This window comes from Streptomyces sp. Ag109_O5-10 (assembly GCF_900105755.1).
Lineage (GTDB): Bacteria > Actinomycetota > Actinomycetes > Streptomycetales > Streptomycetaceae > Streptomyces.
The window spans coordinates 9,250,305-9,274,832 of the sequence record NZ_FNTQ01000001.1; the positions used below are offsets into that span (position 1 = coordinate 9,250,305).

The following is a 24,528-nucleotide window of genomic DNA, read 5'->3' on the forward strand; positions in this document are numbered from 1 at the left end:
CGCGATCGCCCCGTCCGGCAGTGGGTCCCGCGGTTGGGTACAGAACCATTCTGCGCAGAGAGCTGCGGTCATGCGATCTCACATGGGTGGCTGACGGGACGGGCCGACGGATCGAGGTGGCCGAGCAGCGAGGAACGGTATGCCTGCACCTCCCAACCACATGTCACTGTGCGGTTCGCGTTCCACCTGTGCCTGTTTCCTCACCTCTGAGCCGGGACTCGACCCCCACCACGCCCTCCACCGCGCGGACGAGGCGCTCGGCAACCCAGATGAGCGAGACGTCGTGGACGGGGCCGCGAAGGCCGACGATCCCGTTCCGCACGGACACGTGGATGGCGTGGGAGAACGCGGGGAACAGGTAGGACACCACCGTGCGGCGGACCTCCTCCTCGATGTCCTCGTCCGGCCGCAGGAAGACCTTCAGCAGATCGCCCCGGCTGACGACGCCCCGGAGCCGGTCCTCGTCGTCGACGACGGGCAGCCGCTTGACGTGCTGCACGGCCATGAGACGGGCCGCTTGCGCGAGCGTGACGTCCGGGTGGACCGTGACCGCGGGCATACTCATCAGCTCGGCGGCCGTCGTTCCCGCGGCCTTGGCCAGGTCGGAGCGTCGCCGGATCCGCTCGAAGCGGGTGGGCTCGCACCCCCGGAACTCCTCCCGGGGCAGCAGGTCGGCCTCGGAGACCACACCGACGACCTTTCCTCCGCCGCTCACCACCGGCACGGCACTCACCCCGTGCTCCGCCATGACCCGTACGATCCTCCTGAACCGCGCGTCACGCCCCACGGCCACCGCGGGCGAGGTCATCACATCACCGACGATGTGCGGGGCATCAGGCACGTCCCGCCTCCTCGACAGCGCGCCGGGAAAGGTCACCCGGCCGGTACGTCCCAGCATCGGCGCACCCAGGCGCACCGCAATCCGGCCGGCGGCCCGGTGGTGTGTCGCGGCGACCCGCGGGCGGTGCGACGGTATTCACAGGGGGGTCGGCAGCCGTACGGAGAAGGCGGTGACGGCGATGGAACTCCCTCTGGTCGTGGGCGTCGACGGGTCGGACTCCAGTCTCATGGCGGTCGACTGGGCGGTGGACGAGGCGGCCCGGCACGGGCTCCCGCTGCACCTGCTCCACGCCTCGTTGTGGGAGAGGTACGAGAGAACCCGGCCGTCCTTCGGCACCGCCCGCCCGGCCGAGGAGGTGACGGCGGAGCACATCGTCGCCTCCTGCGCGGAGCGCGCCCGGCTGCGCAATGCCGAGGTCAAGGTGTCGGCGGAGGTCCTGCCCGAGGATGCCGTGACAGCGCTGCTGCGGGCCGGGCCGAATGCGTTCGCGCTGGTCACGGGCTGCCGGGGACGTGGAGAAGTGGCCGGGATGCTGCTGGGGTCGGTCGGCCTCGCGGTCGCCGCCCGTGCCGACTGCCCGGCCGTCGTGGTCCGTGGTGCGCAGAACAACCGCGAAGGGACCTTCGGCAGCGTCGTGGTGGCGGTCGGTGACACAGCCGACGAGACCGGGGCCCTACGGTTCGCCCTGCGTGAGGCCGAAGCGCGCAGTTGTGCCCTGACGGCCTTGCGGGCATGGCGGATCCCGTCGCAAGAGCCGGCGGACCACATGATGATCGCCGACGACGCCGCCCGGCTGCGCGAAGAACGCGCATCGGCCGCGCTGGGGGAGGCGCTTCAGGAGGTCGTACGGGACCACTCGCGGGTCGATGTGCGCCGTCAGGTCGTCGAGGGCCCCGCGCATCGCGTCCTCTTGGACGCGGCGGCCCGTGCCGACCTGATCGTCGTCGGCGCCCGGCGCCGGCACGGCCACTTCGGGCTCCAGCTCGGCAGGGTCGCCCACACCCTGCTGCACCACGCGCAGTGCCCGGTGGCCGTCGTCCCGCATCCTGGCTGAGGCCGACCACCCGACCGCTGCGGCCCCCGAGGCACTTCGACCACACAGAGGGTTTCCCGCTGTCCCCGGGGGGCCTGACCGGTCCTGTGAAGGACCGTTCGGCCCTGTCGTCGCGCAGGCCGGACGCGCATGATGTCCGCAGGACCCGATCGCGCCGTGAGCACGGCTTCCCGCCGTCAGTCTGGCAAGTGCCCGACATCCGTTCCGTAGTTGCCGTGCGGGCGGCGCACCGTCGGCGCGTGGGCTCGCCGTCGGCGTTCCGAGGAACGGCTCCGGCGAGCCCACGAGGCCCGGCTGAAGGAGTCGGCGGCCCCGTTCTGGATGCCGAGGACTGAGCAGTCACACGCGTTTCGTCGAAGGCGAAGCCGGAGAAAGCGCGGCCGCGGACCCGCGGGGTGCCGGTGGGAAGCGTCGATCTCCGCACTCACGAAGAAAGGCTGAAGGCGCCATGGTCCAGACATCGTGGACGACACCAGGCGTGTTCACGGGACAGGGGGGCGTCCGTACCGACGAGGTCGGGGTGGTCACCGGGGAGCTGACCGTGCGTACCAGGTGGAACGGCAGGCAGGCCGATGTGAAGGTCCAGTACAGCGGCACCTCCCAGTGGTTCACCCTGACCGGCAGCCCCGTGCCGTGTCCTTCCGAGCGGAACAGCCGAAACCTGCACCAGGAGGTGGTGGAGGCCGTGCGTGCCGGCGGCGGCATCGCCCTCCCTCAGCACGACCGCCTCTGAACACCGGCGAGAACCGGTGTTCTGCCCCTCCCGCGTTCCCCGCGACCTCGCCGGCCAGGGTGCCCGGCCATGGTGGACGAGCGCCTGGACGGTGGTCACTCCCTCGCTCCTCCACGGTCTCCCGCACCGTAGTCCGCGTACCGGCGGAAGGCCGGGGACCGGCCGGCTTCCCACGGGTGTACGGCGGTCAGTGCCTGTGCCACGGAGGCTTCCAGCGCACCGCTGGTGTCGACCGGTACGGCTTCCGGCCACGGCGCTTCCCTTGCGGCCATGGCGCGGGCGATGTCGGGACCCGCGTCGGACACACCGGGCGAGCGCGTGCTGAGGCGGCCCGCCGACACGTCGTCCGGAACGCGGCAGTGCAGGGCCACCAGGTCGGCGTGGGTGCGTTCGGCCGTCCGCACGGCCGCTTCCCGCTGCCTGGCGTCGGACCAGGTGGCGTCCAGCACGACGGACTCGCCAAGGGACAGCAGGACGGCTGCGCGGTCGAGCAGGGCGGCATAGGTTCTGGCCGTCCACTCCGGCGTGTACAGCCCCTCGCCGAAGCCGGCTGCCGCGGACTGCCCGGCGGGGATGCCGGCGAGCTCCTTGCGGATGCGGTCGCTGCTGAGCAGGGTGACGCCCAGCCGGTCGGCCAGTGCCCCGGAGAGGGTGGACTTCCCGCTGCCCGGGAGTCCGCCGACGAGGACGAGACGGACGGCGGAGGCGCGCAAATGGTGCAGTTCCATGGCGGCAAGCCGCCGAGAGGCCGCCTCCGCGCCGGGCGCGCCCTGACGGGCCTGGATCATCGAGACCTTCGCGCGGACGAACGCACGGTAGGCGACATAGTGGTGCCACAGGGACGGGGGCGCGGGATCGCCGGAGTACTCGCAGTACCGGGCGAGGAAGTACGCCGCGGCCTGCGGGGCGCCGAGCCGTTCGAGGTCCATGGCGAGGAAGGCGGCGTCGTCCAGGCCGTCGAGATGGCGGAGACGGTCGTCGAACTCCAGGCAGTCCAGGACGCGGGGTCCGTCGTCGAGACAGAAGATGTCCTCGGCGAGCAGGTCTCCGTGGCCGTCCACCACGCGGCCCTGGTCGATACGGGCGTCGAACAGCCGCTTTCGGCCGGCGAGATAGCGGCGCACCAGCCGCTCGGCCTCCGTGCCGCTCTCGGGCCAGGAGCCGTCGGCGGCCAGTGCGCGGACCTCCGCGAAGCTTGCTTCCCAGCGTGCCGACAACGCGTCCCGCGTACCCTGTTCGTCCACGTCGGGGCCGCGGGGGGCGGTCGCGTGCCACGCGGCCAGGTGCCGGGCAACGGCCCGAAGTACGTCGTCGACGACAGCGCCTTCCTGAACGAGGCGGGAGAGGCGACGGTCCTCCGGCATGCGGCGCATCACCACGAGTGGTTCGGGTGCGTCGGCATCAGGGCTGCGGAACTCGCCCAGGCCCACGTAGACATCGGGAGCGAACCTGCGGTTGAGGCCGACTTCGCGCTCGCACGCGGCCCGGCGCGCGGCCAGGGTGGTGTAGTCCAGGAACCCGAGATCGACCGGCTTCTTGACCTTGTAGGCCCGGTCGCCGAGGAAGAACAGCGTCGCGGTGTGGGTCTCACACACTCCGGCGCGCGGCGGCCCGCCGTGGTGCCGGGGCGTGGAGCGGAACGCGGACTCGTCCGCCCGCGGCACCTGCGGCGCCGGTGTCCCACGGTGGCCTCGCTCAGTCATGAGGAACGACGGCGACGGGGCAGCGCCCGTGATGGACGGCGGCCTGTGCCACGGGACCCAGGTGCGGCGCCAGACCATGACGGCGTTGCCGCCGGCCGACGACCAGCAGCACGGCGCCTTCACCCGCTTGCACGACGACCTTGGCCGGGCTCTCGAGACCGATGCCGTCGGCCACCTCCACCCGCGGGTACTTCTCGCGCCAGGGATGAAGCGCCCTGCTCAGCTGCTCCTGAACATCCCGCGTCATCTCTTCTGCGATGTCGTGGTCCACACCCCAGGGCACACGGGCATGGAGCGGAACGCTTCGGCCATGGACGGCCAGCAGAGGAACGCCCCTGGCCGCAGCGGTGTGAAAGGCGAAATCGAGCAGGTCGTCGCAGGAGCCGTGCAGTTTCAGGGCCACGACCACACGGCCCGGGACGGCTGAGGACGGTCCCTTCTCCCGCCCCTCGGCACGGACCAGCACCACCGGCCGGTCGGCCCGTGCCACGACGGGCATGCTGACGTCGCCCAGGAAATAGCTCTCCACGGGCTCCAGACCTCGCGAACCGAGCACCGTCATCTCCGACTCCGACGCCGCTTTCAGGAGGGCGTTCCGAGCATCGTCGGCGACCAGACTCGTAACGACGCGCAGCCCTGGGTGGAGGGCTTGGAGCTCTGTCTGCGCGTCGTGGACGAGACGCTTCGACCAGTAGTTCTGGTCGACTTCCGCGGGAACGCGGGCCGGTTCGGGAGCCAGCATCGGCCACGCGTGCAGCAGGCGCAGGGTGAGCCGGCGATTGTCAGCCTCGTCGGCGGCCCAGCGGGCGGCGGCGAGGCTGTCGGACGAGCCGTCCAGACCCACGGTGACGACTGGTTGCATAGCGGCGGCCTCCGTCTCGTAGAAAGCCGGGAAATGACGGTGAACAGGTCCGTTCGCGCGGATGGTGCGGGTGCCGCGCGCATACCGAGCACGGTTCTCCATTCGAGGATCCCCCGGATCTCCTTTCCGCCGCACGCGGAGGAGGGCCTCGGGGCGTGGCGATTGCGATCCGCGCCCGGCAGGCGCGGCGGTTCCTCGATGAGCCAGGACGCCTGGCCCACGCCCCATCCGGACCCCGCCCGCCCGCGCGGCGCCTGTCACTGACGTCGGCCTCGACCTCACGGCTCTCAGCCCAACTGGTCGCGAGACGGGTCGACTCCCGGATCCAGCGGTCGTCGGTCCTTGTCTGGCGCCTGCGGTGTATGGCAGACCTACCCACCGACGCAAGCCCCCCGCGTCGCGGACGCGCATCGAGTCATCCGCAGCCTCCCCAAACGCCTCGGCGGCCGGGTACGCCCCGTCCCGACGCTGACTGCCCCCGACCGTCAGGTGGCATCGCTCATTGGTCGGCCGCGGTGATCCGGCGGCCCGTCAGGCTCGTGGGCCTGATCGAGACCCACATCTCCCGCACCCCGCCGGGCCATGGCGTGCTGTGCGCACGCCGGGCGAGCCCGCGCACGGCCTCCGGATCCGTCACGACCCTCGCGGGGCCGACGGCCAGCACGCTCCAGCCCTGGCTCAGCGCCTCGTCCACATGGTCCACCTCGAAGGCGACCTCCGTTTCAACGGCTGCCGCAGCGACCGAGTCGGGGGCCGTACGAAAGACGATGGCGTCGTCCACCACTTCGTAGTTGACAGGCACGACCGCCGGGCGACCGTCGGGCGACGACACCGCGATGTGCCCCACACCGTGCGAGGACAGCAGGGCGCGGCATTCTTCCGGGTCCAGATCCCGCAGCTGTGGGTGGAGCAGGGCACGGCCCTGGCCGGGCGGAAGATCCATGCCGCCGCCGCGCAGGGCCGTGACCGACGTGCCCAGCACGGCGGCCAACTTGATCAGAGCCGCTACGGAGGGATCGGCAGGCCGTTCCTCGAGGTAGGCCAGGTAGCCGGGGGCCATCCGGGCTCGGCGGGCGGTCTCCGTACGGCTTAGTCCCTGCCTGCGGCGTTCCGCGGCCACACGTCGACCGACATCGCCTGAATTGGCTGCCCCGGCCGGGGGTACGGGCCGGACCGCTCCCGCGTCCGGCTGTACCTCGCCCTCGGTGAGGAGTTGACCGTGTTCAAGATGGTGGATGTGGGCGTCGGGTCCCGGGAACACGAGCGTCACCTCGTCCGTGTCCGACCAGCGCACGTCGTAGGGGGGCGTGCCGTCCTCGTGGTGCAGTCCGACGATCTCGCCGTCCCGCCTGGCCGTGCCGGTCGCCGGACCCTCGATGACGAGCTGGTCGCCGAGGTGAGCTCGCATGATCGGCCCCTCTCCGGAGAAATGATGCTCCATCCAACGTGCCACGCGGGACCTGCCTCCGCACGAGGCGGATCCCCGGCGTCGGCGACCTGGCGGCCCGTACCGGGGCGCCACGGTACGGCCGAGGAGCCCACGCCCGACGACCTTCGCTGCCTCGCCTTCGCCGGGGGGATCGGCTACCGGGCGGTCTGACGCACGTTCGGCCGGGTTTCGACGATGCCCTGGATGTCCCGGTCGGCGGTGTTCAGCAGTTGCTGGGCGAGGTCGTTCATGGCCCTGCCCACCGCCAGTTCGTCGCCGATCTCCGGCACGTTCGTGTCTGCCGGATGGCAGTGCGCGGTTCCGTTGCCGGCGAGTTCCGTGGTGCCGGTGTCCAGCACCACGTGTGCCTTGGTCGTGCCGTCATCTTCCTCGAAGAAGTGGAGGCGTACCTTCCACTGACCTGTGTGCGACATCGCTCTCTCCTCGCCTCGGCGCGATCACCTCGGCAGCTACCGCTATGACCCGAAGTGGTCGGTTCCTCGCATCTCCACCGTCGGACGGAACCCGCATGTCCCACAGGGCCGAAAGTCCCTGTGGGACCGACGTGCGGCCCAGGAAAGCGGACCTTCCGCCGCAGAGGTTTCCGTCCTTCCGCCCCTGTAGTCGGGTCGATCCTGTGCACGCGGCCAGGGCATGGCCGCGGACCCGTTCCAGCGTTCCGTGGCGACCTGTCCAGTGGGGCCGAACGGCACCCATGGAGGACCGCGCGGCCCTACCGGACGCATCAGCGGCCGAGGACGGTGAGGGACGTACGACGTTTTCGAAGCGGAGGGCCGTGCCATGCGGACACCGCGTCTTCCCGGCCGCCGGTCCACGTCAGGCCCGCCCGGCAAGCGGGTTCGGCACGCGGCCGACGGCGAGCCGGGCTCACTGGAACGGCCCATGGACCGGCTGGAACGCGGGCTCCGGGTCTTCCTGACGGTCGTCGCACTTGTGGCCGTGCCGCTCGGGACATGGTGCGTCGGGCATGCGGTGTACAGCCACTTCACGCTGGCTCGGCAGACTCGGCTCGCGCAACTGCACCCGGCGGCGGCAAGCCTGCTGACGGAAGCGCGGTCGGGTGACGACCGCGCCGGCGCGCAGTCCGGTTTCCACGCGCTCGTGCAATGGAGTGACCGGAACGGCGCCCACACGGGCGTCGCACCGGTACGGGCCTGGCTCCATCGCGGAGCCACGGCGACCGTGTGGCTGGACGCGCGCGGTGACATCGCCACGCCACCCCGGGCCCGGGACTTCGCGGCGACCGCCGGTGTGGCGATGGGATGCGCGACCGCGTTCGGTGGTGTGGCCACCACGTGCGGCCTGCGGTGGGCCCTCGACAGGAGCATCGAACAGCGCCGCCTCGCCCGGTGGGCCCGCGAATGGGAGCACGTGGAGCCCGGCTGGGTGACCCGCTACACCCGCTGACACCGGTCTCGTGCATTGCGGCACAGGACTTCACTGCTCTGGCGGCGCGACGACGGCCCCGCAGCGTGGCAAGCAGAGGGACTCCGTGGGCCGGGCCCCGCGCATGCCGAAGGCAGAGGTGGGACGCATGGACAGGGACGCCTCCGCCCCGCGGGTGGTGGTCGGCATCGACGCGGAGGAGGCCGGGCAGCGCATGCTCGCGGAGCTGACCGACGTGCTCGGCGCGGACCCGGCCTCGGTCCACGCCCGTCTGGTGCACGGCAGCCCCACCGACGTCCTGCTGCGGGCCGCGAGGGCGCCGAGGTCCTGGCCGTCGGAGGCCGGGCCGGGGCGGGTTCGCGCGGGCGCTGCCCGGCTCCGTCAGCCGGCACGTTGCGCCGCACGCGTCCTGCCCGGTCGTGGTCGTGCGGCGCAACCCCACCGACGTCCTGCTGCGGGCCGCCGAGGGCGCCGAGGTCCTGGCCGTCGGCAGCCGGGCCGGGGCGGGTTCGCGCGGGCCCTGCCCGGCTCCGTCAGCCGGCACGTTGCGCCGCACGCGTCCTGCCCGGTCGGGATCGTATGGTCCGGGAAGAGGTGACGAGGAGTCCGCGGCCGGCTACTGGAAGGCCGCGTGGATCTCATGTTCGGTCGCCTCGTGCGACACGAGCAGAAGTTCGTCACCGGGCAGCAGCCGCATGTCCGGTCCGGGAACCGTGGGCCGCCCGTCACGGACGACGCTGGCCACGACAGTGCCGGCCGGCAGGGAGATCTCGCCCAGTGTGTGCCCCGCGGCGCGAGACCGCTCGGTGATCGCGGTCTCCATCACCTCGACGCCCGCCTTGCTGAGGCGCAGCAGCGCCACCGTGTCCGTGGCCCCGGTGGCTTCCTCGATGAGAGAGATGAGAGGGGTGGCGGTGGGCACCGCCACGTCCACGCCCCAGCGCTGGTCGAAGAGCCAGGCGTTCTCCGCGTCGTTGACACGCGCGGCCACCCGCGCCACGCCGAACCGCCTCTTGGCCACCATGCTGATGACGAGGTTGTCCTCGTCCCTTCCCGTGGCGGCGATCACAAGGTCGCAGGTCAGCGATCCGGCGTGTTCCATGAGCGAGGTGTCGCAGGCGTCGCCGAGCACCAGGCGGACCCGGGACAGGTGCGCGAGCGCGGACAGCCTGGTGCCGTCCTGCTCCACGAGCGTCACGTCGTTGTTCCCGGCGGCCAGCACCTGGGCGATCTGCGAGCCGAGCCGGCCCGCGCCGGCGATGAGGATCTTCACGTTCCCAGCTCCTTGTCGAGGAAGCCGCGCAACCGGGCGAGTGCGGTGGCGGCGACGGCGAAGGTGACCAGGTCCCCCGGCTCGGCCAGGACCCCGTGGGCGGGCAGCAGGGAGCGCCCGGCGCGGGTGATCTCGACGACCCGGATCTCACCGTCGACGTCGAGTTCGGTCGGCCTGCGCCCGGTGAGGTGGCCGGGCAGTTCGGAGCGGACCAGGAGGGTCTCGCCGTTGCCGAAGACGAGCTCGGGGGTGAGGTGGCGGTGCAGCAGCATCTGGTGGATACGGCTCACGGCCCAGCGGACGCTGGAGACGGCCGGGATGCCCAGCTCCCGGCAGAGTTCGGCCCGCCCGGGATCGTGGATGCGGGCGAGCACGATGGGGACCCGGTAGGTCTCCTTCGCCGTTCGCGCGCTGACGATGTTGCCGTTGTCCCTGGCGGTCACGGCGACCAGGGCGTCCGCGTGGCCGACTCCGGCCTCCTCCAGCACGGGACGACTGAAGCCGCTGCCCACCAGGAAGGCTCCCGGGAAGCCGGTCGGCAGCAGCCTGGCCGCTTCCGGTTCCTGGTCGATGACACGCACGTCATGGCCCTCGGTCACCAACTGCGTGGCGAGGGTGGCACCGACCCGGCCGCAGCCCACGACGATCGCTCTCACCGTCCTTCTCCCTTCGAGGACGTTCGACGGAGCCTCACCATCCACTTGCGGACTTCCTCGGCGGCCAGCAGAAGCGCACCGAAGCCTGCGAGGACCGCCCAGTCGGTGGCATTGAGCGGGGCGGTGTCGAACACCGCCTGGAGCGGCGGCGCGTAACTGATCGCGGCCATCAGGCCGATACCCACACAGCCGGCGCCGATCAGCCAGGGGTTGCTCAGCAGCCCGGCCCGGAAGACGCTCTGCCGGTCCGTCCGCACGGCCAGGGCGTTGAAGAACTGGCTGACGACGATGCCGGCCTGGACCATGGTGATCGCCTCCCGATAGGCGGGCGTGTCCTTGGTGAAGTCCGTGGCGGGGATGCCGGAAGCGTGGATGTGCCAGAAGAAGACGGCGCACACGCCGAGCGCCTGGATACCGCCGAGGAAGCAGATCCGGCCCATGACGCCGGCCGAGAACAGCCGCTCGTGGCGCGGCCTGGGCGGCCTGTCCATGACGTCCTTCTCCATCGGCTCCGCGCCGAGCGCGAGCGCCGGCAGCACGTCGGAGCCGAGGTCGATGGCGAGGATCTGCACGGCCGTGATCGGCACCAGCGGGAACCGGGTGAACGTGGCGGCGAGGATCGGCACCAGTTCGGCGATGTTGTGGCTGAAGAGGTAGATCAGGAACTTGCGGATGTTCCGGTAGACCGAACGCCCCAGTCCCACCGCGGTGGTGATGGAGGCGAAGGAGTCGTCCAGCAGAACCATGACCGCGGCCTCCCGGGCGACGTCGGTGCCGGACGCGCCCATGGCCACGCCGATGTCCGCGTGTTTCAGAGCCGGAGCGTCGTTGGCGCCGTCGCCGGTGACCGCGACGACCTCACCCCGCTGCTGGAAGGCGGTGACCACCCGCATCTTGTGCTCGGGACTGACCCGGCACAGCAGCAGCTCGCCCGCGCCGTCCAGCAGCGCGTCCAGTCCGGCGTCGTCCAGCGCGTCCAGAGCGGCCCCGGTGACGACGGTGGGATCCGGCGCGCGCACGATCCCGACCCGGCGGGCCACGGCCTCCGCGGTCAGCGGATGGTCCCCGGTGACCATGACGATCCTGATCCCCGCACGCCGGCACGCGTCCACCGCGTCCCGCACCTCCGGACGTGGCGGGTCATACATACCGGTGAGTCCCCGCAGGGTCAGCTCCGACTCGGCGTCGTCCAGAGCCGGACGCGGACCGCTGACCCGGCGGGTGGCCACCGCCAGCACCCGCAGCCCCTGACCCGCCAGCTCATCGGCGGCGGCGACGACCTCGGCACGAGAGGCGTCCGTCAGAGGCGTCCGCGTTCCGTTCCGGTCCACGGCGACGCAGCGGGCGAGGAGTTCCAGCGGCGCCCCCTTGACGTACGCGGCGTAGGTGTCGTCCGGTTCGCGGCGCACGGTGCTCATCAGCTTGCGGACGGAGTCGAAGGGATGTTCCGCCACACGTGGTGAACGGGCCTCTTCCACGGCTGTGTCCACACCGGCCTTGGCCGCGGCGACCAGCAGCGCGCCCTCGGTGGTGTCACCCAGCACCCGCCACCCGAGCGGGCCGGACGGCGGCACCAGCCGGGCGTCGCAGCACAGCGCCGCCGCCCGCAGCAGCTCCCGCACGGGTCCGGCGTCCGCGACCTCGCCCACCGGCGCGTACCCGACACCGGTCAGGGGATGGTAGGCACCGTCGGCCCACAGCCTTACGACGGTCATCTCGGCCTGGGTGAGCGTTCCCGTCTTGTCGGTGCACACCACGCTGGTCGACCCCAGCGCCTCCACGGCCAGCAGCTGTTTGACGAGAGCGTGCCGACGGGCCATCCGGCGGACACCGATCGCCAGGGAAACGGAGAGCGTCGCCGGCAGACCCTCCGGTACGAGGGCGACCATCACGCCGAGCGCGAAGACGAAGGTGTCGACGAAGGGCTGCCCGCTGGGCACCCGCACGGCGAACAGGACCGCCCCGGTCGCGAGCGCGACGCCCGCCACCCGGCGGGCCATGGCGGCGACCTGCCGTTGCAGCGGGGTCTGCTGCCGGGGCGCGGCCGCGGTGAGGCGGAAGAGCCGTCCGAATTCCGTGCCCGCGCCGGTGGCGAAGACGACGGCCTTCGCCGTGCCCGCTACCAGGTCGGTCCCCATGAACACGCAGTTGCGGGCTTCGAGCAGCGGCCCGGGTGGCACGGCATCGGCCACGCGTGCCACGGCGTCGCTCTCGCCGGTCAGGGCCGCGTTGTTGACGGCGGCCTCCTGGGCCTCCACCAGCCGGCAGTCGGCCGGCACGGCGTCCCCGGCCTCCAGGACCACGAGATCGCCGGGCACCAGGTCACGGGCGGGCAGCTCCTGTCGTTCGCCGTCCCGCAGGACGCGGCAGGTGCGCGGGACCATCGCCTGAAGGGACTGCGCGGTCCGCTCCGCGGAGTATTCCTGGGCGAAGCCGATACCGGCGTTCAGCAATACCACCGCGAGAATCGCGAAGGCCAGTTGCAGCGTGGCCGGGTCCCGGGGCTGTTCGAGTCCGTAGGACAGAAAAGTGATCGCCGAGGCGGCGAGGAGCATCACCGCGAAGAGGTCCGCAAACTGCGCCGCCAGCCGAGGCCATATCCGCCGCCGGCCGAAGGCGGGCAGGTCGTTGGTGCCGTGACTGATCCGCCGGCCGGCGGCCTCGGCTGCGCCGAGACCACGCGGAGAGCCCTCCAGGGCGACGAAGACGCCGGAGACCGGAAGCGAGGGGACGGCGGATGCCGGGGCACCGGGCTCGACGGGGCCAGGGACGGCACCGCACGGCGCCGGGCCGCCACCGTGCAGGACAGACGTCACCGGGTGCACCGGTCCAGGGCTCATAGGAGGCCCGGGACGGTCGTTGCCTCGGAGACCTTCATGCTGCTTCTCCTCACGTCGTTGTCGGACGCCATCGAGCAGTTCGGCCGCAGTCTCACTCCTGCGTGGGAACGGCGAAGACCGGGCAGCGAGCGTGGTGCAGCACGCCCTGGCTGACCGAGCCCAGCAGCATGCCGGCGAAGCCGCCGCGCCGACGCGTTCCCACCACCACGCCCAGCGCGTGCGCCGAGGCGTCGGCTAGCGCCTGCGCCGGATGCCCGACGACCAGCTCGTGCCGCAGCTCCACCTCCGGATAGCGGGCCCGGCGGCCGGCCACCGTCTCCGAGAGCAGCCGGCGGCACTCCTGCTGGGACGCGTACTCGTCGAACATCCGCAGGTGGCCGGGCTGCCACACGTACAGCGCCCGTACCTCGGCACCGCGCAGCGCGGCCTCCTGGAAGGCCAGGTCGATCGCTGCGGCTGAGTGCTCGCTGCCGTCGACGCCGACCACGTAGTACGCGGGCTCCTGGGTGACGTGCTCCGGTGCCGGTATGACGACCACGGGGCAGCGGGCGTGCGCCAGGACGGGCAGGACGACCGAGGCGGAGCTGAACACCTCCCGGACCCGGCCCAGATGGCGAGAGCCGAGCACGACGGCCGTGGCGTCGCGGCTCTGTTCCCCCAGCACCCGCCCGGGCTCCCCCTGTGCGAGCAAGGCGTCCGCCTCGATGCCGGGATGCCTGGCCGCGACGAAGTCCACCATCTCGGCGAGCAACTGCTTCCCCCTGCGGTGCGGCTCCTCGTTCCGCTCCTCCCAGGGCGGCGGGACCCTCCCTCCCCGATGGTCCCGGGTCGGCACGCCCTCGGCGTGGACCGCGCGCAGCGGAACCCGCCGCCGGACCGCCTCGTCGGACGCCCAAACCAGCGCCATCCGGTGAGCCGGGTCGGCGTCGACACCGACCACGACGGGCCGGCGGTCACTCGGTGCGGGAGTGTTCATGATGCTCGCCTCCTCGCTGCGGCAGGACGCGGAGAGTGCCCCCGCGATCTCATGCAAGCCTCGGCTCGCAGGAGCTGCCAGGGGCCGTAGGTCCCGAGGCCGCGACCGGTCGGCCCGGAGTGCCGGGATCAGCCAGAAGGGTCGGCTCGTGCGGAAGGCCGCGGACGAAGAGACCGAAGGGGGTGGCCGGCCCCCGCATGTCCTCCCGGAGGCAGGACAGGGCCGTGGTCACTTCGTAGAGGTCGGTGGTGGTGACGTCGGACATGGTGATCACCGTCGGGTGTGCGGGTGTGTGGGTGCCCCGCTCTCCAGTCTGGCCACGAGCCGCCCGTGGAATAGGGACTTCAGGGACCTGGACCTGGGCTGTTCGGCCCCAGCCGAGGCGCGCCCGGCGAGTTGGACTGGAGGTGTCGGCAGACACGACGACCGCCAAGGAGGTACGGCCATGGCCACACTGGCACACAGGCAGAGGTTCCCGTTCCCCGAGATCCCGGAATGGTTCGAGACCTTTCCCAGCAGGCTGACGATGCCCCCGGTCCGGATCGAGGACTACACGGAGGGCGGCCGCTATGTCATGCGCGCCGAACTGCCGGGGATGTCCCCCGACGACATCGACGTCGTCATCGGCGACGGGGTGCTGACGGTCGAGGCCGAACGCGCCGAACGGGACATCGACAAGAGCCACAGCGAGATTCGGTACGGCGCGATGAGCCGTAGTGTGACTCTGCCGCCCGGCGCTGACGAGGACGACGTCAAGGCCGACTACACCGACGGCATGCTGACCATCAGCGTGGGTCTGGGCAGCGAGAAGGCGGAGGCCAGGCACGTAGAGATCCAGCACGGCGGCTGACGGACGCGTTCCCTTTCCGGCGGGCCCCGAGCGGGCCCGCCGTCGTATGCGAACCCGGACGTGCCGGCGTCGGGCACGTGCCCGGTTCCGGTCACCGTGCGCCGCGCTCGGCGGCCCACCGGCGCCGTACCGCCTCCTCGTGCTCGCCCTCCTCCAGTGCCAGTTCCACCGACGCGAGCTCGTCTCGCAGCCGGGGGATCCAGTGCCGGCGCAGGGCGCGGACCCGCTGCCGGGTGCGTACCGCCTCGGCGGCGAGCAGGCCGGCGGCGGCCCGGTGGACGGCGTGCTCCGCGGCCGCCCGGACCGCCGCACGGTACGCCGTCTCGGCATGCGCCAGCGCGGAGTTGGGCGGGGTCGGCTCCTCGGGTGACCGCACGGGATCCGTCCAGGAGACGGTGCCGGGGTGCCGTACGCCCATGAGCGCGGCCCAACCGACGACTACCCGGGCGTGGTCCGCCGGTACCGCCTCGGCCAGCGCCGCCTCGCCGCCGAGCAGCACCCCCCGCACCAGCCAGCTGTCCGCCTCGGCCAGCCGCTGCCGCCACACCGCGCCGGCCTCCTCCGCAGCACGGCGTGCCACCCGCTCCCGGTCGAGCAGCAGCCGGAGCTTGCGTTCGAGCAGAACCGCTCCGCGCAGCGCGGTGGCGAGGTTGCGCCTCAGCCTCAGCCGGCCGGCCCGACCCGCCGGAACCCGGCTTCCGTGCCCGCTCACGGTGGCTCCTCCTGCGGGGCGCGGTGGGCGTCGAGCAGTTCCGCCGGGATCATGCCGAGCTGGCTGCGCGGCAGCGTCAGCAGGACGTCCCAGGCCCGGTCCAGGGAGTCGTCCAGCGTCCGGTTCTCGTCCGTGGCCTGGGCGAGGAACCGCTGCCGGAAAGCGTCCTCCAGGTCCAGGTGGCGCAGGTCGACCGGGCTGAGCGCGGGCCGGCCGATCAGGTCGGCGAGTTCCCGCACCTGCCGGGCCCGGGCCAGCGCGGCAAGCAGCTGCGCTGCCACGTCCGGATGGTCGGCCCGGGTCCGTCCTGTTCCGGCGCCGTGCCGCATCAGCCGGGACAGCGAGGCCAGCGGGTCGACGGGCGGGTACACACCGGCCGCGTGCACCTCGGCGGAGAGCACGATCTGGCCCTCCGTGATGTATCCGGTCAGGTCGGGGACGGGGTGGGTGATGTCGCCCGCCGGCATGGTGAGCACCGGCAGGACGGTCACCGATCCTGGGCGGCCCCTGATCCGGCCGCAGCGCTCGTAGAGGGAGGCGAGGTCGCTGTAGAGGTAGCCCGGGTAGGCCCGGCGGGCCGGGATCTCGCCCCGCGCGGCCGACACCTCGCGCAGCGCCTCGGCGTAGGCCGTCATGTCCGTCATCACCACCAGGACGTGCCGGCCCTCGGTGAACGCCAGGGATTCGGCGACCGTCAGGGCGAGCCGTGGGGTCAGCAGCCGCTCGATGACCGGGTCGTCGGCGGTGTTGAGGAGCAGGACCAGTTCCCGGGCGGCCGAGCGTTCCGCGAGTCCGGCGCGGACGAACGCGGCGTCGGCGTGAGTGAGGCCCATGCCGGCGAAGACCACGGCGAACGCCTCGCCGCCGCAGGTCGCCTGGGCCGCGATCTGCACCGCCAGTTCAAGGTGCGGCAGTCCGGCCGCGGAGAACACCGGGAGCTTCTGGCCGCGTACCAGGGTGGTGAGGACGTCCACGGCACTCACGCCGGTCAGCACCGGCTCGTTCGGCGGCTCCCGGCGCACCGGGTTGATCGGTGCGCCGCCCACCGCCGCCCGGGTCGCGCCCAGCACCGGCGGCCCGCCGTCGGCCGGTTCGCCCCGCCCGTTGCACACCCGGCCCAGCCACCCGGGGCCGACAGGGATGTGCAGGGGAGAGCCGGAGAAGGCGACGCGGGTGCCGCCTCGGTCCATTCCGGCGGTGTCTTCCAGGACCTGGACCACGGCGAGGTCCCGGTCCACCTCCAGCACCAGACCGTGCCGTCGTTCACCCGAGTCGAGGGTGATCGTGGCGGACTCGTCCCAGCCGACCCCGCGTACCCCCGCCAGGACCACCAGCGGGCCACGCAGCTCCCGCACGCCGGTGTACTCGATGTCCACGGAGCTCACGGGGACCGCGGAGTCCACGCGGGCCTCGCGGCCCACGGGGACGGCGGGGTCCACGGGGGCCCCGGAGCCCGCCCGGTCCGCAGGCCCGCTCATGCCGCTGCCTCCGCCAGCCTGGCCAGCACCGTGTCGCGGGCGGCCGCCACCGGCACGGTTTCTTCCGGTCCGGCGTCCTCGCGGACACGCAGCAACGGGGTGAAGTCAACCGCCTCCACGGCGTCCGCGGCGGTCCCGGAGTCCACGAGTTCCAGGCAGCGGTCGACCACCGCCAGTGTGTCCGCGACCAGGGCTGCCGTCTTCCCGGGCGTGCTGTAGGCGTCTGCCGGGGACAGCGCGCTCTGCTGGATCACGGCCTCGCGCAGCAGCCGCCCGGCGAGCACGCTGATCCGCTCGCGCGGGGGCAGGGCCGTGATGCCGACGAGTTCGACCAGGTCGGCGAGCCGGTCCGCCTCGGCGAGCAGTCGCGCCACCCGGGCCCGTCGGCCCGCCCAGTCCGGGTCCCCGCCCCGCGCGTGGGCGGTGGCCAGGGTGGAGGCGTCCCGGGAGAAGGAGTCCGTCCAGGAGACGGCCGGGTAGTGGCGGGCGTAGGCGAGGTCGCGGTCCAGGCTCCACAGGCACCGTACGAACCGTTCGGTGTGGGCGGTGACCGGCTCGGTGCGGTCACCGCCCGGCGGGGAGACGGCGCCGAGCACGGTGACCGAGCCGGTGGCGCCGCCGAGCGTGCGCACGGCGGCGGCCCGTTCGTAGAACGCCGCCAGTTGTGAGGCGAGCCCGGCCGGATAGCCCTCCTCGGCTGGGAGTTCACCCATCCGCGAGGCGAACTCCCGCAGCGCCTCGGCCCAGCGGGACGTCGAGTCGGCGATGACGACGACGTCGAGGCCCATGTCGCGGAAGTACTCGGCGACCGTGGCCCCCGTGTGCACACTCGCCTCGCGGGCCATCATCGGCATGTTGGAGGTGTTCGCGATCGTCACCGTGCGCTCCGACAGCCGGCCCCCGTTGCGCGGGTCGGTCAGCTCCGCCAGCTCCTCGATGACGTCGGCCATCTCGTTGCCGCGCTCTCCGCAGCCGACGTAGACGATGACGTCGGCGTCGCACCACTTGGCGATCTGCTGGAGCAGCATGGTCTTGCCGGTGCCGAATCCGCCGGGGACGGCGACGGTGCTGCCCCGGGCCACCGGGAAGAGCAGGTCGACGGCGCGCTGCCCGGTGTGCAGCGGCAGCTCGGCGGGCAGCCGCTCCGCCACCGGGCGTGGTCTGCGTACCGGCCAGGTCTGCGCCATGCGCACTTCGTGCCCGTCCACCGCGGCGAGCACGGCGTCGACGGCGTACTCGCCGGCACCGGCGAGGGCGCTCACCGTGCCCGAAAGGCCGGGCGGGACGAGCAGTCGCAGGGGCACGACCGCGCCGATCTCGCCGAGGACGTCACCGGCCGAGACCCGGGAGCCCTCGACCGACCTTGGCGTGTACGGCCAGGTGCGCCCGTCCGGCGTGCCGCCCGGTCCGCCGGTGCGCAGCAGGTCGCCCGCGCCGGCCAGCGGACGCAGCAGGCCGTCGAAGACACCTCCGAGCAGCCCGGGGCCCAGCCGTACCGCCAGCGGGTGGCCCTGTGGTTCGGCGGGGTGCCCGGGAGCCAGGCCGCCCGTGTACTCGTACGCCTGGACGGTGGCCGTGTCCTCCTGGACGGCGACCACTTCGCCCGGCAGCCGGGCGGTTCCCAGCAGCACCAGGTCGTGCATGGCCACTGAGGCCGGGCACGCGATCTCCACCAGAGGCCCGGCGACCCGCAGGACATGTGCGGACGTGGCGGTCATGGCTCGCCCCAGAGACTCTCGATCCGGACGCCCAGGCGTTCCAGAGCACGGTCGGCGAGGGCGTCCGCGGAGAGGTCGAGGTGGCGTCCGGGTACATCGGCGGTGACTCCGCCACCCGGTACCGCCGTGATCCGCGCGTCCGCGCCGAGCAGCGCCCTGGCTGCCCGGGCGAGACGGTCGTCCGGGATCGGGGCTTCGGTCGCCGCTCGCTGTGCGCCGGAGCGGGCCGCAGCCCCGAGGTCCGCGGCGGCGCCGGCCGCCGGTACCCGCCCCGGCCGGTCCGTATCCCCGCGTCCACCAGGCGATACGGCACCCTCGGCCAGCACGCGCCGGACCCCGGCCCGCACCCCGGCCCGCAGGTCCGCGTAGACCTCCGCACGGGCCGCCAGTTCCCGGCTCCAGGCGTCCTCGGCGGCACGCACCCGCTCCCGGGCGGCTGCGGCGCGTCCGTCACCGGCGCCCAGCTCCCGTGCCTCGGCGAGCACCCGCTCGGCGTCGGCGCGCGCGGCACGCAGGGTCTGTGCCGCATCCGCACGCGCCCTCTCCACGGCGGCCTCGGCTTCGGCCCGGGCCGCACGGAGCAGTTCGGCGCGCACCGGGTCCAGCTCGTCCACTGCCGTCATCGGGGCATCACCACCGTCAGCGGCCCGGTCAGGCCCGGCTCCAGTCCCGTGGCCCCGGCGCCGAGGGTCTCGGCGGCCGACGCGGTCAGGATCACCAGGGCGACGGTGCCGGGGAGGTCCCGCCACGCCCGGCGGACGGCATCCGGATCCTCCGCGACCAGCACCTCCACCCCGGCCAGGGCCAGCCCGCCCACGCTGGTCCGGGCCCCGATGGCGGCCACCGTCCCCATGGTCACGCCTTTCCGATCAACAGGATCGCGACCACCAGCCCGTACACCGCGATGCCCTCCGCCAGACCAACGATCACCATGGCCCGGCCGAACATCTCCGGGCGCTCGCTCAGCGCGGCAAGCGCGGCGGCCCCCGTGTAGGCGACGGCGATGGCGGCGCCGATCGAGGCGCCCGCCACCGCGATGGCCGCCCCGATCAGGGCGGAGCCGTTGACACCGCCACCCCCGGCCGCACCCTGCGCGGAGGCTTGTGCCGGGCCCGAGAGCGCCGTGGCCAGGACAGCACACGCGCCCGCCAGCAGAGCCAGGTTCGTCGCCAGGAGCCAGCGGAACGCGTGTCTGGTCCGGCGCCGCCGCAGCAGCCGTACGGCACCGAGCACCGCCGCCAGGACCGGCAGCACGATCAGCCAGGCGAGCATGTGATCACCTTCGTAGGAGCGCGTCGGCGGGTTCCGCCGGGGGAACGTGCCAGGGACGGAACGGACGGCCCTCCGTCTCGAAGAGCCGGGAGAAGATCTCGTAGAACTCCAGCCGCAGGGCCTGGACCCCGGCCACCAGTGCCTCCAGGCCGAAAGTGAGTGCCGTCCCGACGGCGAACAGCAGGGCGGCACCCGCCCACCAGGCAGGACCGCGTGCCGCCAGGCCCGCGGTGCCGCGCCACACCAGGTCGGCGAGCGCGGCGTGGGTGAGCCCGAAGGCCGCGAGCCGGGCGAAGGACAGGGTGTTGGTCCCGGCGCGTACGACGACGTCGAAGAGCCGTACCCCCGTCTCCGCGAGCCCCGCGCCGCCACCCGCGGTGGCCCGGTACAGCCCCAGCGCCACCAGCGCCAGTCCGGCGCACGCGAGCCCGGCTCCGGCCACGGCGGCCGGCGCCACGTGCAGGACCAGCGCCGCGGCCGCCGAGGCGAGCCCCAGGTAGAACAGCAGCCCGGCCACGCCGGACGCCGCGTACAGCCCCGACGCCCAGCCGCCCTCCCGCACCCGGTTCACCGCGCCCGCGGCATGCGCGAGGGCCAGCAGCCCGGCCCCGCACACCACCGCCGCCGCCAGCAGCCGGGCGGGGCTCTGGAGCGGCGCCAGCCACAGCACCGGCAGCAGGCCGGTCGGCCCGAAGAACTCGCCGTAGGCGGCGCCCGCGAGCATCGCGGCCAGCCCAGCGCCGGCGAGGAAGGGCCAGAGGCGGTGCAGCGGGGCGAGCCGCCGGGGCCGACCGAGGCGCAGGGCCAGCGCGCCGAGGACCAGCAGGGCCCCTTGCCCGACGTCGCCGAACATGATCCCGAACATCGCGATGTACGCGAGGCCCGCCGGCCATGACGGGTCGAGGTCCGCGTACGACGGTGTGCCGTACGTCGTCACCAGAGGCGTGAAGGAGACCTCCCCGGTGGTGCGCAGCAGCGTCGGCGGATCGGTGCCGCGCGGAGACGGCAGCGGCAGCAGGGCGCCGCCCGCCGCCGCGAGCCGCTCGGCGACCCGGGGCACCTCGGCCGCCGGGCACCACCCCGCGAGCGCCGACACCTCGCCCTGCCGCACGGCGCCCTGCGAACGTGCCTCCAGTTCGGCCTCCCCGGCCAGCAGGCCCGTCTCCCGCCGTTCCTCGAGCAGGTCCAGGTCGGGTGCGGCGACGGCAAGGGCGGCGGCCCCGCCCACGTTCTCCGGGCCGCCGTGGCCCGCCAGCCGCCGCAGCCGCAGTGCCGCGGGGCCCGGGGCCGTCTCCTCGACGCAGTCCAGCTCCACACAGCCCGCTTCGGCGATCCGCACCAGCGCCTCCCGCACCGCCGCGCGCGGCACGACCACCGCCACGCGGCACATCCGGACCGGTGTCATCCCCTCAGGCCAGGGCATCGAACGCCTCCCCGAGCCGCCCGCCCCGGGCCGCCGACTCCAGGGCCGCGCGCACCCGCCAGGCGTCGACGGACAGCACGGCGACCGCGCCGATGACCACGCCGGGTCCGGGCCGGCTGTCGCGCAGCAGAGCGGCCCCCTCATCCCGCACCGCGCGCCACCAGCGGGCCTCCGCGCGCCACAGTCCCTCCGGCTCCTCGACACCGGCCAGCAGCCGCCGGGCCGGCGCCGGAAGGCCGTCGCGGAACTCCTGGTACGAGGCGGCGTCCGGCGCCCGTCCCCCGAGCAGCCTGGCCGCGTCCCGCCGCACCGGTCCCGGCAGGGAACGGCCGTACACGAACAGTTCACGCGCCGTCAGCAGGGCCGCGCGTGCGACGGCCCACTCCCGCGCCTGCGGCACAGTGAGGGCGGTGCGCCGCGCGGCGGCCATCCGCATGCCCGTGACCAGCGCCCACGGCGTGTCGCCGCCCGGATCGCCCCACGGGGACGCGGCGAGAGCGGCGCGCAGTTCCGCCGGAGTCGCCGCCTGGTCAAGGCGCCGCCAGGCGGTCTCCAGCGCTCCGAGCCGGTACGGCGACCCCGGGGCGTCCGTGCCGCGACCGGCCGACGGGGACAGCCGGGCGACCACGTTGGCGACCTCGAACCCCGAGACGAGCGGCACGAGCAGCCGGGCCCCACCTCGCGGCAGCCAGCCCGCCAGCACCCTCAGATGCCACAACAGCGTCGCGGACACCGCGCGTTGCGCCTCGGGCAGCCCGGCCGCCTCGCGCGCGTACTTGACGTACGGCGTCCCGCCCAGCCGCCGCAGCGCCTCGTCGAGCGACGGGCACGCCGCGATCTCCCGCGCCCCGGCAGCACCCGGACACCGGACGGTCAGGGCTCGCGCCCGGACCGCACCGGCCACCCACCCGGCGCTCACGGCGCCGCGCCCGTCCCGGCTGTCGGCCGCAGTGCCAGCGCCACCGCGTCCTCCACCAAGGACGGCAGCCCCGCCCGACCGCGCTCGCGGACCGCGTCGGCGGCCCGGCCACCGGCGGCGCGTACGGCTTCCGCCTCCCGCACCGCCTCCCGCACGACGGGTTCGGCAGCCTGGCGACGAACCCCGGGAGCCTGCTCCCGGGCGGCCGCCACGATGTCCGCGGCTTTTCGCCCGGCGTCCCGGCGGATCGTCTCTGCAGCCTCCTCACCGGCTGCCCTGATCCGGGCAGCCTCCTGCTGGACGGCCGTCAGCCGGGCCAGGGCCGGTGCCAGTTCCGCGGCGCGTTCCGCCGCCCGGTCGGGGGGCACTCCCGTGACGGCCGCCCCCGGTGTCCCGGTCGGACGGAACCGCTCCAGGAAATCCCGCAGGCTCATGTCCCAGCCTCCCTGCCGGTCGCTGCTCCTCCAGTGTCACCATCCGCGCCCGCACCCGCACCGGATAGGGCCGTCACGCCGTTCCATCGGGGCCGTTCGGCACTGGACGGCCGACAGCGGAACGGAAGACTGGAACGAAACGGTAGGCAACCCGACGGACTCCGGAGGCGACCGTGAACGAGCACGAGAACTTCTCCACGGGGACCGAGGCACGCCGGTCCATGCCGTCCCGGCCCTGGAGGGCCAGCGAAGGCAACCGCCAGGACACGCTGGTGCGCTATCTGGGCGCCGTGGTCACCGCAGCGGCCGAACACGCCAGGCCGGAGAAACAGCCGCCGCCTGCCCCGGTGGACGCGCCCCGCGAACCGGCGACCGGCTCCGGCACGCCGTTGGTGCGGGACGTGATGGAGGTGCCCGCCGCCTGGCTGCGAGACGACCTGCCGTACCGGGAGATCGCCCGGCAGCTCGCACGCGAGCACGTCGGTGCGCTGCCGGTCGTGGACGCGGAAGACCGCGTGGTGGGTGTCGTCTCCGAGTCGGACCTGCTGGCCAAGGTGGCCGTCGAGGCTTCCGGCCACCGTCCCGGGCCGGTCGGCAGGCTGCGGGGACGGCGGCTGCTCGACAAGGCCCAGGGCGAGACGGCCGCCGACCTGATGACCAGTCCCGCGATCACCGTGCTGCCCGGTGCCACCGTCGCGGAGGCCGCCTGGCTCGCCGCGCTGTCGCGGCTGAAGCGGATCCCGGTGACCGACCACGAGGGCCGACTGGTCGGCGCCGTCGGCCGCGACGCGCTGCTGCGGACCTTGATCAGGGACGACGCCGGGATCCAGGCCGAGGTCGAGGACCGGATCCGCACCGTCTGCGCCCCGGGCGACCGCACGACCGTCCAGGTGACCGTGCACGACGGCATCGTGGAACTGACGGGGCAGCTCCCGGCGGCGACCGGAGACCGGCTGGTGGCCGAGACCGAGGGGATAGCCGACGTGGTCGAGGTGAAGAACCTCCTCACCGTCGACTGACCTCCCCGGACGGCGGACACCATGACCGGAAACGTCACCGCAGGTGTCGACGGCTCGCCCGAGAGCCGCGCCGCCGCCGACTGGGCGGCCCATGAGGCGAGGCTGCGCACCCTGCCACTGAAGATCCTCCACGTGTGTGAGCCGGTGCCCGGAGACCGAGCACCGCGGTCTGGCGCGGAGAGCGAGCGAGACCGGTACGAATGGGATCCCGCCGAGGCCGCGGCGGGACTCCGTCTGCGCCACCCCGGCGTGGAGGTGTGCACCGATCGGGTCACCGGCGACCCGGCCACCGCTCTTGCCGAGGCGGCGGACGCGGCGGAACTGCTGGCGCTGGGCTCACGCGGCCTCGGCGGCCTCGGCGGATTCCTCGTCGGTTCGGTCAGCCTGTACGTCGTCGCCCACGCCGCCCGCCCGGTGGTGCTGGTCAGGGCAGAGGGGCAAGCCGCCGGGGACCACCTGACGGCTCCCGCCGGCGGCCCGTCCGCCACGGCGCCCTCCAGGCCCGTCGTCGTCGGCCTGGACACCCGCGACCCGGACGCGACGCTCCTGGAGTTCGCCTTCGACGCCGCCGCACGCCGGGGCGCGGTCCTGAGGGTCGTGCACGGCTGGACCGAGCCACCCGGCGACTTCCGCCGCTTCCACGGCGTGGAGCTGCATGCCGCGCTCGCGCGACAGCAGGCGACCGCCCTGACGGACGCGCTGCACCCCTGGCGGCGGAAGTTCCCGAGTGTCGACGTGATCGAGGCAAGTCGCTGCGGCAGTGCGGCGCAGGTCCTCGTCAACGCCTCCCGCGACGCCTCGCTGACCGTTGTGGGCCGTCGGATCCGCACCAGCCCCGTCGGTACCCGCATCGGTCATGTCACCCACGCCGTTCTGCACCATGTGGTCGCACCCGTCGCCGTGGTGGCGCACGGCGGCTGAGGCAGTGC

24 protein-coding genes are annotated in these 24,528 nt (G+C 73.4%); 6 read left to right on the forward strand and 18 right to left on the reverse strand.

Annotated elements, in window-relative coordinates; translation table 11 throughout:
- Nucleotides 1-163: 163 nt before the first annotated feature.
- Nucleotides 164-841: a CBS domain-containing protein gene (locus tag BLW82_RS41925; protein WP_256216146.1), complete on the reverse strand. Its 678-nt coding sequence runs from the start codon at nucleotides 839-841 to the stop codon at nucleotides 164-166.
- 178 nt (nucleotides 842-1,019) lie between these two features.
- On the opposite strand from BLW82_RS41925, the gene BLW82_RS41930 reads away from it, so the two are divergent.
- Both BLW82_RS41930 and BLW82_RS41935 read left to right on the forward strand, forming a co-directional pair.
- Nucleotides 1,020-1,895 carry a universal stress protein gene (locus BLW82_RS41930; RefSeq protein ID WP_093508574.1) on the forward strand — a complete coding sequence of 292 codons (876 nt, stop codon included), beginning with the start codon at nucleotides 1,020-1,022 and terminating at the stop codon, nucleotides 1,893-1,895.
- 448 nt (nucleotides 1,896-2,343) lie between these two features.
- Nucleotides 2,344-2,628 (forward strand): hypothetical protein, encoded by a 285-nt coding sequence (locus BLW82_RS41935; protein ID WP_093507599.1) that lies wholly within the window; start codon nucleotides 2,344-2,346, stop codon nucleotides 2,626-2,628.
- A gap of 95 nt (nucleotides 2,629-2,723) precedes the next feature.
- Here BLW82_RS41935 and BLW82_RS41940 read toward each other — a convergent pair whose 3' ends face one another.
- The 4 genes from BLW82_RS41940 to BLW82_RS41955 all read right to left on the reverse strand — a co-directional run bounded on the left by BLW82_RS41940 (nucleotide 2,724) and on the right by BLW82_RS41955 (nucleotide 7,056).
- A complete protein-coding gene (locus BLW82_RS41940) occupies nucleotides 2,724-4,223 on the reverse strand; it encodes a bifunctional aminoglycoside phosphotransferase/ATP-binding protein (RefSeq protein ID WP_093508575.1) in 1,500 nt (499 codons plus the stop codon).
- A 100-nt stretch (nucleotides 4,224-4,323) separates the two neighbouring features.
- Complete coding sequence (locus tag BLW82_RS41945; protein ID WP_093507601.1) at nucleotides 4,324-5,193, reverse strand: universal stress protein; 870 nt, start codon at nucleotides 5,191-5,193, stop codon at nucleotides 4,324-4,326.
- Nucleotides 5,194-5,692: 499 nt separating this feature from the next.
- A complete protein-coding gene (locus BLW82_RS41950; RefSeq protein WP_093508576.1) occupies nucleotides 5,693-6,601 on the reverse strand; it encodes a pyridoxamine 5'-phosphate oxidase family protein in 909 nt (302 codons plus the stop codon).
- Between the two features lie 176 nt (nucleotides 6,602-6,777).
- On the reverse strand, nucleotides 6,778-7,056 hold the full coding sequence (locus BLW82_RS41955) for a DUF1876 domain-containing protein (protein WP_093507603.1): 279 nt from the start codon (nucleotides 7,054-7,056) through the stop codon (nucleotides 6,778-6,780).
- A 367-nt stretch (nucleotides 7,057-7,423) separates the two neighbouring features.
- Between BLW82_RS41955 and BLW82_RS41960 the strand changes: the two genes are divergently transcribed.
- Nucleotides 7,424-8,050: an Rv1733c family protein gene (locus BLW82_RS41960; protein WP_143063751.1), complete on the forward strand. Its 627-nt coding sequence runs from the start codon at nucleotides 7,424-7,426 to the stop codon at nucleotides 8,048-8,050.
- A 595-nt stretch (nucleotides 8,051-8,645) separates the two neighbouring features.
- On the opposite strand, the gene BLW82_RS41970 is transcribed toward BLW82_RS41960, so the two are convergent.
- From BLW82_RS41970 to BLW82_RS41985, 4 genes are all read right to left on the reverse strand, one after another.
- The gene (locus BLW82_RS41970) at nucleotides 8,646-9,302 is read right to left on the reverse strand and encodes a potassium channel family protein (protein ID WP_093507607.1); all 657 of its coding nucleotides are present in this window, start codon (nucleotides 9,300-9,302) and stop codon (nucleotides 8,646-8,648) included.
- Nucleotides 9,299-9,958, reverse strand: coding sequence for a potassium channel family protein (locus BLW82_RS41975; protein WP_093507608.1), 660 nt, complete (start codon nucleotides 9,956-9,958; stop codon nucleotides 9,299-9,301). Before BLW82_RS41975 ends, BLW82_RS41970 begins: the two co-directional genes overlap by 4 nt.
- Nucleotides 9,955-12,774, reverse strand: a complete 2,820-nt coding sequence (locus BLW82_RS41980; RefSeq protein ID WP_256216147.1) for a cation-translocating P-type ATPase — start codon at nucleotides 12,772-12,774, stop codon at nucleotides 9,955-9,957. Before BLW82_RS41980 ends, BLW82_RS41975 begins: the two co-directional genes overlap by 4 nt.
- Before the next feature lie 115 nt (nucleotides 12,775-12,889).
- Nucleotides 12,890-13,774, reverse strand: coding sequence for a universal stress protein (locus BLW82_RS41985; RefSeq protein WP_093507612.1), 885 nt, complete (start codon nucleotides 13,772-13,774; stop codon nucleotides 12,890-12,892).
- 445 nt (nucleotides 13,775-14,219) lie between these two features.
- On the opposite strand from BLW82_RS41985, the gene BLW82_RS41995 reads away from it, so the two are divergent.
- Nucleotides 14,220-14,624: an Hsp20/alpha crystallin family protein gene (locus BLW82_RS41995; protein WP_093507616.1), complete on the forward strand. Its 405-nt coding sequence runs from the start codon at nucleotides 14,220-14,222 to the stop codon at nucleotides 14,622-14,624.
- A gap of 91 nt (nucleotides 14,625-14,715) precedes the next feature.
- On the opposite strand, the gene BLW82_RS42000 is transcribed toward BLW82_RS41995, so the two are convergent.
- Genes BLW82_RS42000 through BLW82_RS42040 form a run of 9 tightly spaced genes read right to left on the reverse strand, consistent with a single transcriptional unit; the run spans nucleotide 14,716 to nucleotide 22,580 of the window.
- Nucleotides 14,716-15,336 (reverse strand): V-type ATP synthase subunit D, encoded by a 621-nt coding sequence (locus BLW82_RS42000; protein WP_256216148.1) that lies wholly within the window; start codon nucleotides 15,334-15,336, stop codon nucleotides 14,716-14,718.
- Complete coding sequence (locus tag BLW82_RS42005) at nucleotides 15,333-16,814, reverse strand: V-type ATP synthase subunit B (protein ID WP_093507618.1); 1,482 nt, start codon at nucleotides 16,812-16,814, stop codon at nucleotides 15,333-15,335. Before BLW82_RS42005 ends, BLW82_RS42000 begins: the two co-directional genes overlap by 4 nt.
- Nucleotides 16,811-18,532 carry a V-type ATP synthase subunit A gene (locus BLW82_RS42010; protein ID WP_093507620.1) on the reverse strand — a complete coding sequence of 574 codons (1,722 nt, stop codon included), beginning with the start codon at nucleotides 18,530-18,532 and terminating at the stop codon, nucleotides 16,811-16,813. The genes BLW82_RS42005 and BLW82_RS42010 overlap by 4 nt, the downstream gene beginning before the upstream one ends.
- Nucleotides 18,529-19,155 (reverse strand): hypothetical protein, encoded by a 627-nt coding sequence (locus BLW82_RS42015; RefSeq protein WP_143063753.1) that lies wholly within the window; start codon nucleotides 19,153-19,155, stop codon nucleotides 18,529-18,531. Before BLW82_RS42015 ends, BLW82_RS42010 begins: the two co-directional genes overlap by 4 nt.
- Nucleotides 19,152-19,385 carry a V-type ATP synthase subunit F gene (locus tag BLW82_RS42020; protein ID WP_256216149.1) on the reverse strand — a complete coding sequence of 78 codons (234 nt, stop codon included), beginning with the start codon at nucleotides 19,383-19,385 and terminating at the stop codon, nucleotides 19,152-19,154. Before BLW82_RS42020 ends, BLW82_RS42015 begins: the two co-directional genes overlap by 4 nt.
- Before the next feature lie 2 nt (nucleotides 19,386-19,387).
- Entirely contained in the window at nucleotides 19,388-19,804 is a 417-nt protein-coding gene (locus BLW82_RS42025; RefSeq protein ID WP_093507626.1) for an ATP synthase subunit C, read from the reverse strand.
- Nucleotides 19,805-19,808: 4 nt separating this feature from the next.
- Nucleotides 19,809-21,227 (reverse strand): V-type ATPase 116kDa subunit family protein, encoded by a 1,419-nt coding sequence (locus BLW82_RS42030; protein WP_107408604.1) that lies wholly within the window; start codon nucleotides 21,225-21,227, stop codon nucleotides 19,809-19,811.
- Nucleotides 21,214-22,146, reverse strand: coding sequence for a hypothetical protein (locus BLW82_RS42035; RefSeq protein ID WP_093507628.1), 933 nt, complete (start codon nucleotides 22,144-22,146; stop codon nucleotides 21,214-21,216). The genes BLW82_RS42030 and BLW82_RS42035 overlap by 14 nt, the downstream gene beginning before the upstream one ends.
- Nucleotides 22,143-22,580, reverse strand: coding sequence for a hypothetical protein (locus BLW82_RS42040; protein WP_256216150.1), 438 nt, complete (start codon nucleotides 22,578-22,580; stop codon nucleotides 22,143-22,145). Before BLW82_RS42040 ends, BLW82_RS42035 begins: the two co-directional genes overlap by 4 nt.
- A 173-nt stretch (nucleotides 22,581-22,753) precedes the next feature.
- Between BLW82_RS42040 and BLW82_RS42045 the strand changes: the two genes are divergently transcribed.
- Together BLW82_RS42045 and BLW82_RS42050 are read left to right on the forward strand one after the other, a co-directional pair.
- Nucleotides 22,754-23,599 (forward strand): CBS domain-containing protein, encoded by an 846-nt coding sequence (locus BLW82_RS42045; protein WP_093507630.1) that lies wholly within the window; start codon nucleotides 22,754-22,756, stop codon nucleotides 23,597-23,599.
- 21 nt (nucleotides 23,600-23,620) lie between these two features.
- Complete coding sequence (locus tag BLW82_RS42050) at nucleotides 23,621-24,520, forward strand: universal stress protein (protein WP_093507632.1); 900 nt, start codon at nucleotides 23,621-23,623, stop codon at nucleotides 24,518-24,520.
- The last annotated feature ends 8 nt before the right edge of the window (nucleotides 24,521-24,528 follow it).

What these genes read in the sequence shown, in the direction of transcription:
- BLW82_RS41955 (WP_093507603.1), bottom strand. Translation starts at nt 7,056, where the DNA reads ATGTCGCACACAGGTCAGTGGAAGGTACGCCTCCACTTCTTCGAGGAA.
- BLW82_RS42015 (WP_143063753.1), bottom strand. Translation starts at nt 19,155, where the DNA reads ATGACGGCAGTGGACGAGCTGGACCCGGTGCGCGCCGAACTGCTCCGT.
- BLW82_RS42025 (WP_093507626.1), bottom strand. Translation starts at nt 19,804, where the DNA reads ATGCTCGCCTGGCTGATCGTGCTGCCGGTCCTGGCGGCGGTGCTCGGT.
- BLW82_RS42010 (WP_093507620.1), bottom strand. Translation starts at nt 18,532, where the DNA reads ATGACCGCCACGTCCGCACATGTCCTGCGGGTCGCCGGGCCTCTGGTG.
- BLW82_RS41950 (WP_093508576.1), bottom strand. Translation starts at nt 6,601, where the DNA reads ATGCGAGCTCACCTCGGCGACCAGCTCGTCATCGAGGGTCCGGCGACC.
- BLW82_RS41995 (WP_093507616.1), top strand. Translation starts at nt 14,220, where the DNA reads ATGGCCACACTGGCACACAGGCAGAGGTTCCCGTTCCCCGAGATCCCG.
- BLW82_RS42030 (WP_107408604.1), bottom strand. Translation starts at nt 21,227, where the DNA reads ATGCCCTGGCCTGAGGGGATGACACCGGTCCGGATGTGCCGCGTGGCG.
- BLW82_RS41930 (WP_093508574.1), top strand. Translation starts at nt 1,020, where the DNA reads ATGGAACTCCCTCTGGTCGTGGGCGTCGACGGGTCGGACTCCAGTCTC.
- BLW82_RS42040 (WP_256216150.1), bottom strand. Translation starts at nt 22,580, where the DNA reads ATGAGCCTGCGGGATTTCCTGGAGCGGTTCCGTCCGACCGGGACACCG.
- BLW82_RS41960 (WP_143063751.1), top strand. Translation starts at nt 7,424, where the DNA reads ATGCGGACACCGCGTCTTCCCGGCCGCCGGTCCACGTCAGGCCCGCCC.
- BLW82_RS41945 (WP_093507601.1), bottom strand. Translation starts at nt 5,193, where the DNA reads ATGCAACCAGTCGTCACCGTGGGTCTGGACGGCTCGTCCGACAGCCTC.
- BLW82_RS42020 (WP_256216149.1), bottom strand. Translation starts at nt 19,385, where the DNA reads ATGGGGACGGTGGCCGCCATCGGGGCCCGGACCAGCGTGGGCGGGCTG.
- BLW82_RS41985 (WP_093507612.1), bottom strand. Translation starts at nt 13,774, where the DNA reads ATGAACACTCCCGCACCGAGTGACCGCCGGCCCGTCGTGGTCGGTGTC.
- BLW82_RS42005 (WP_093507618.1), bottom strand. Translation starts at nt 16,814, where the DNA reads ATGAGCGGGCCTGCGGACCGGGCGGGCTCCGGGGCCCCCGTGGACCCC.
- BLW82_RS42050 (WP_093507632.1), top strand. Translation starts at nt 23,621, where the DNA reads ATGACCGGAAACGTCACCGCAGGTGTCGACGGCTCGCCCGAGAGCCGC.
- BLW82_RS41935 (WP_093507599.1), top strand. Translation starts at nt 2,344, where the DNA reads ATGGTCCAGACATCGTGGACGACACCAGGCGTGTTCACGGGACAGGGG.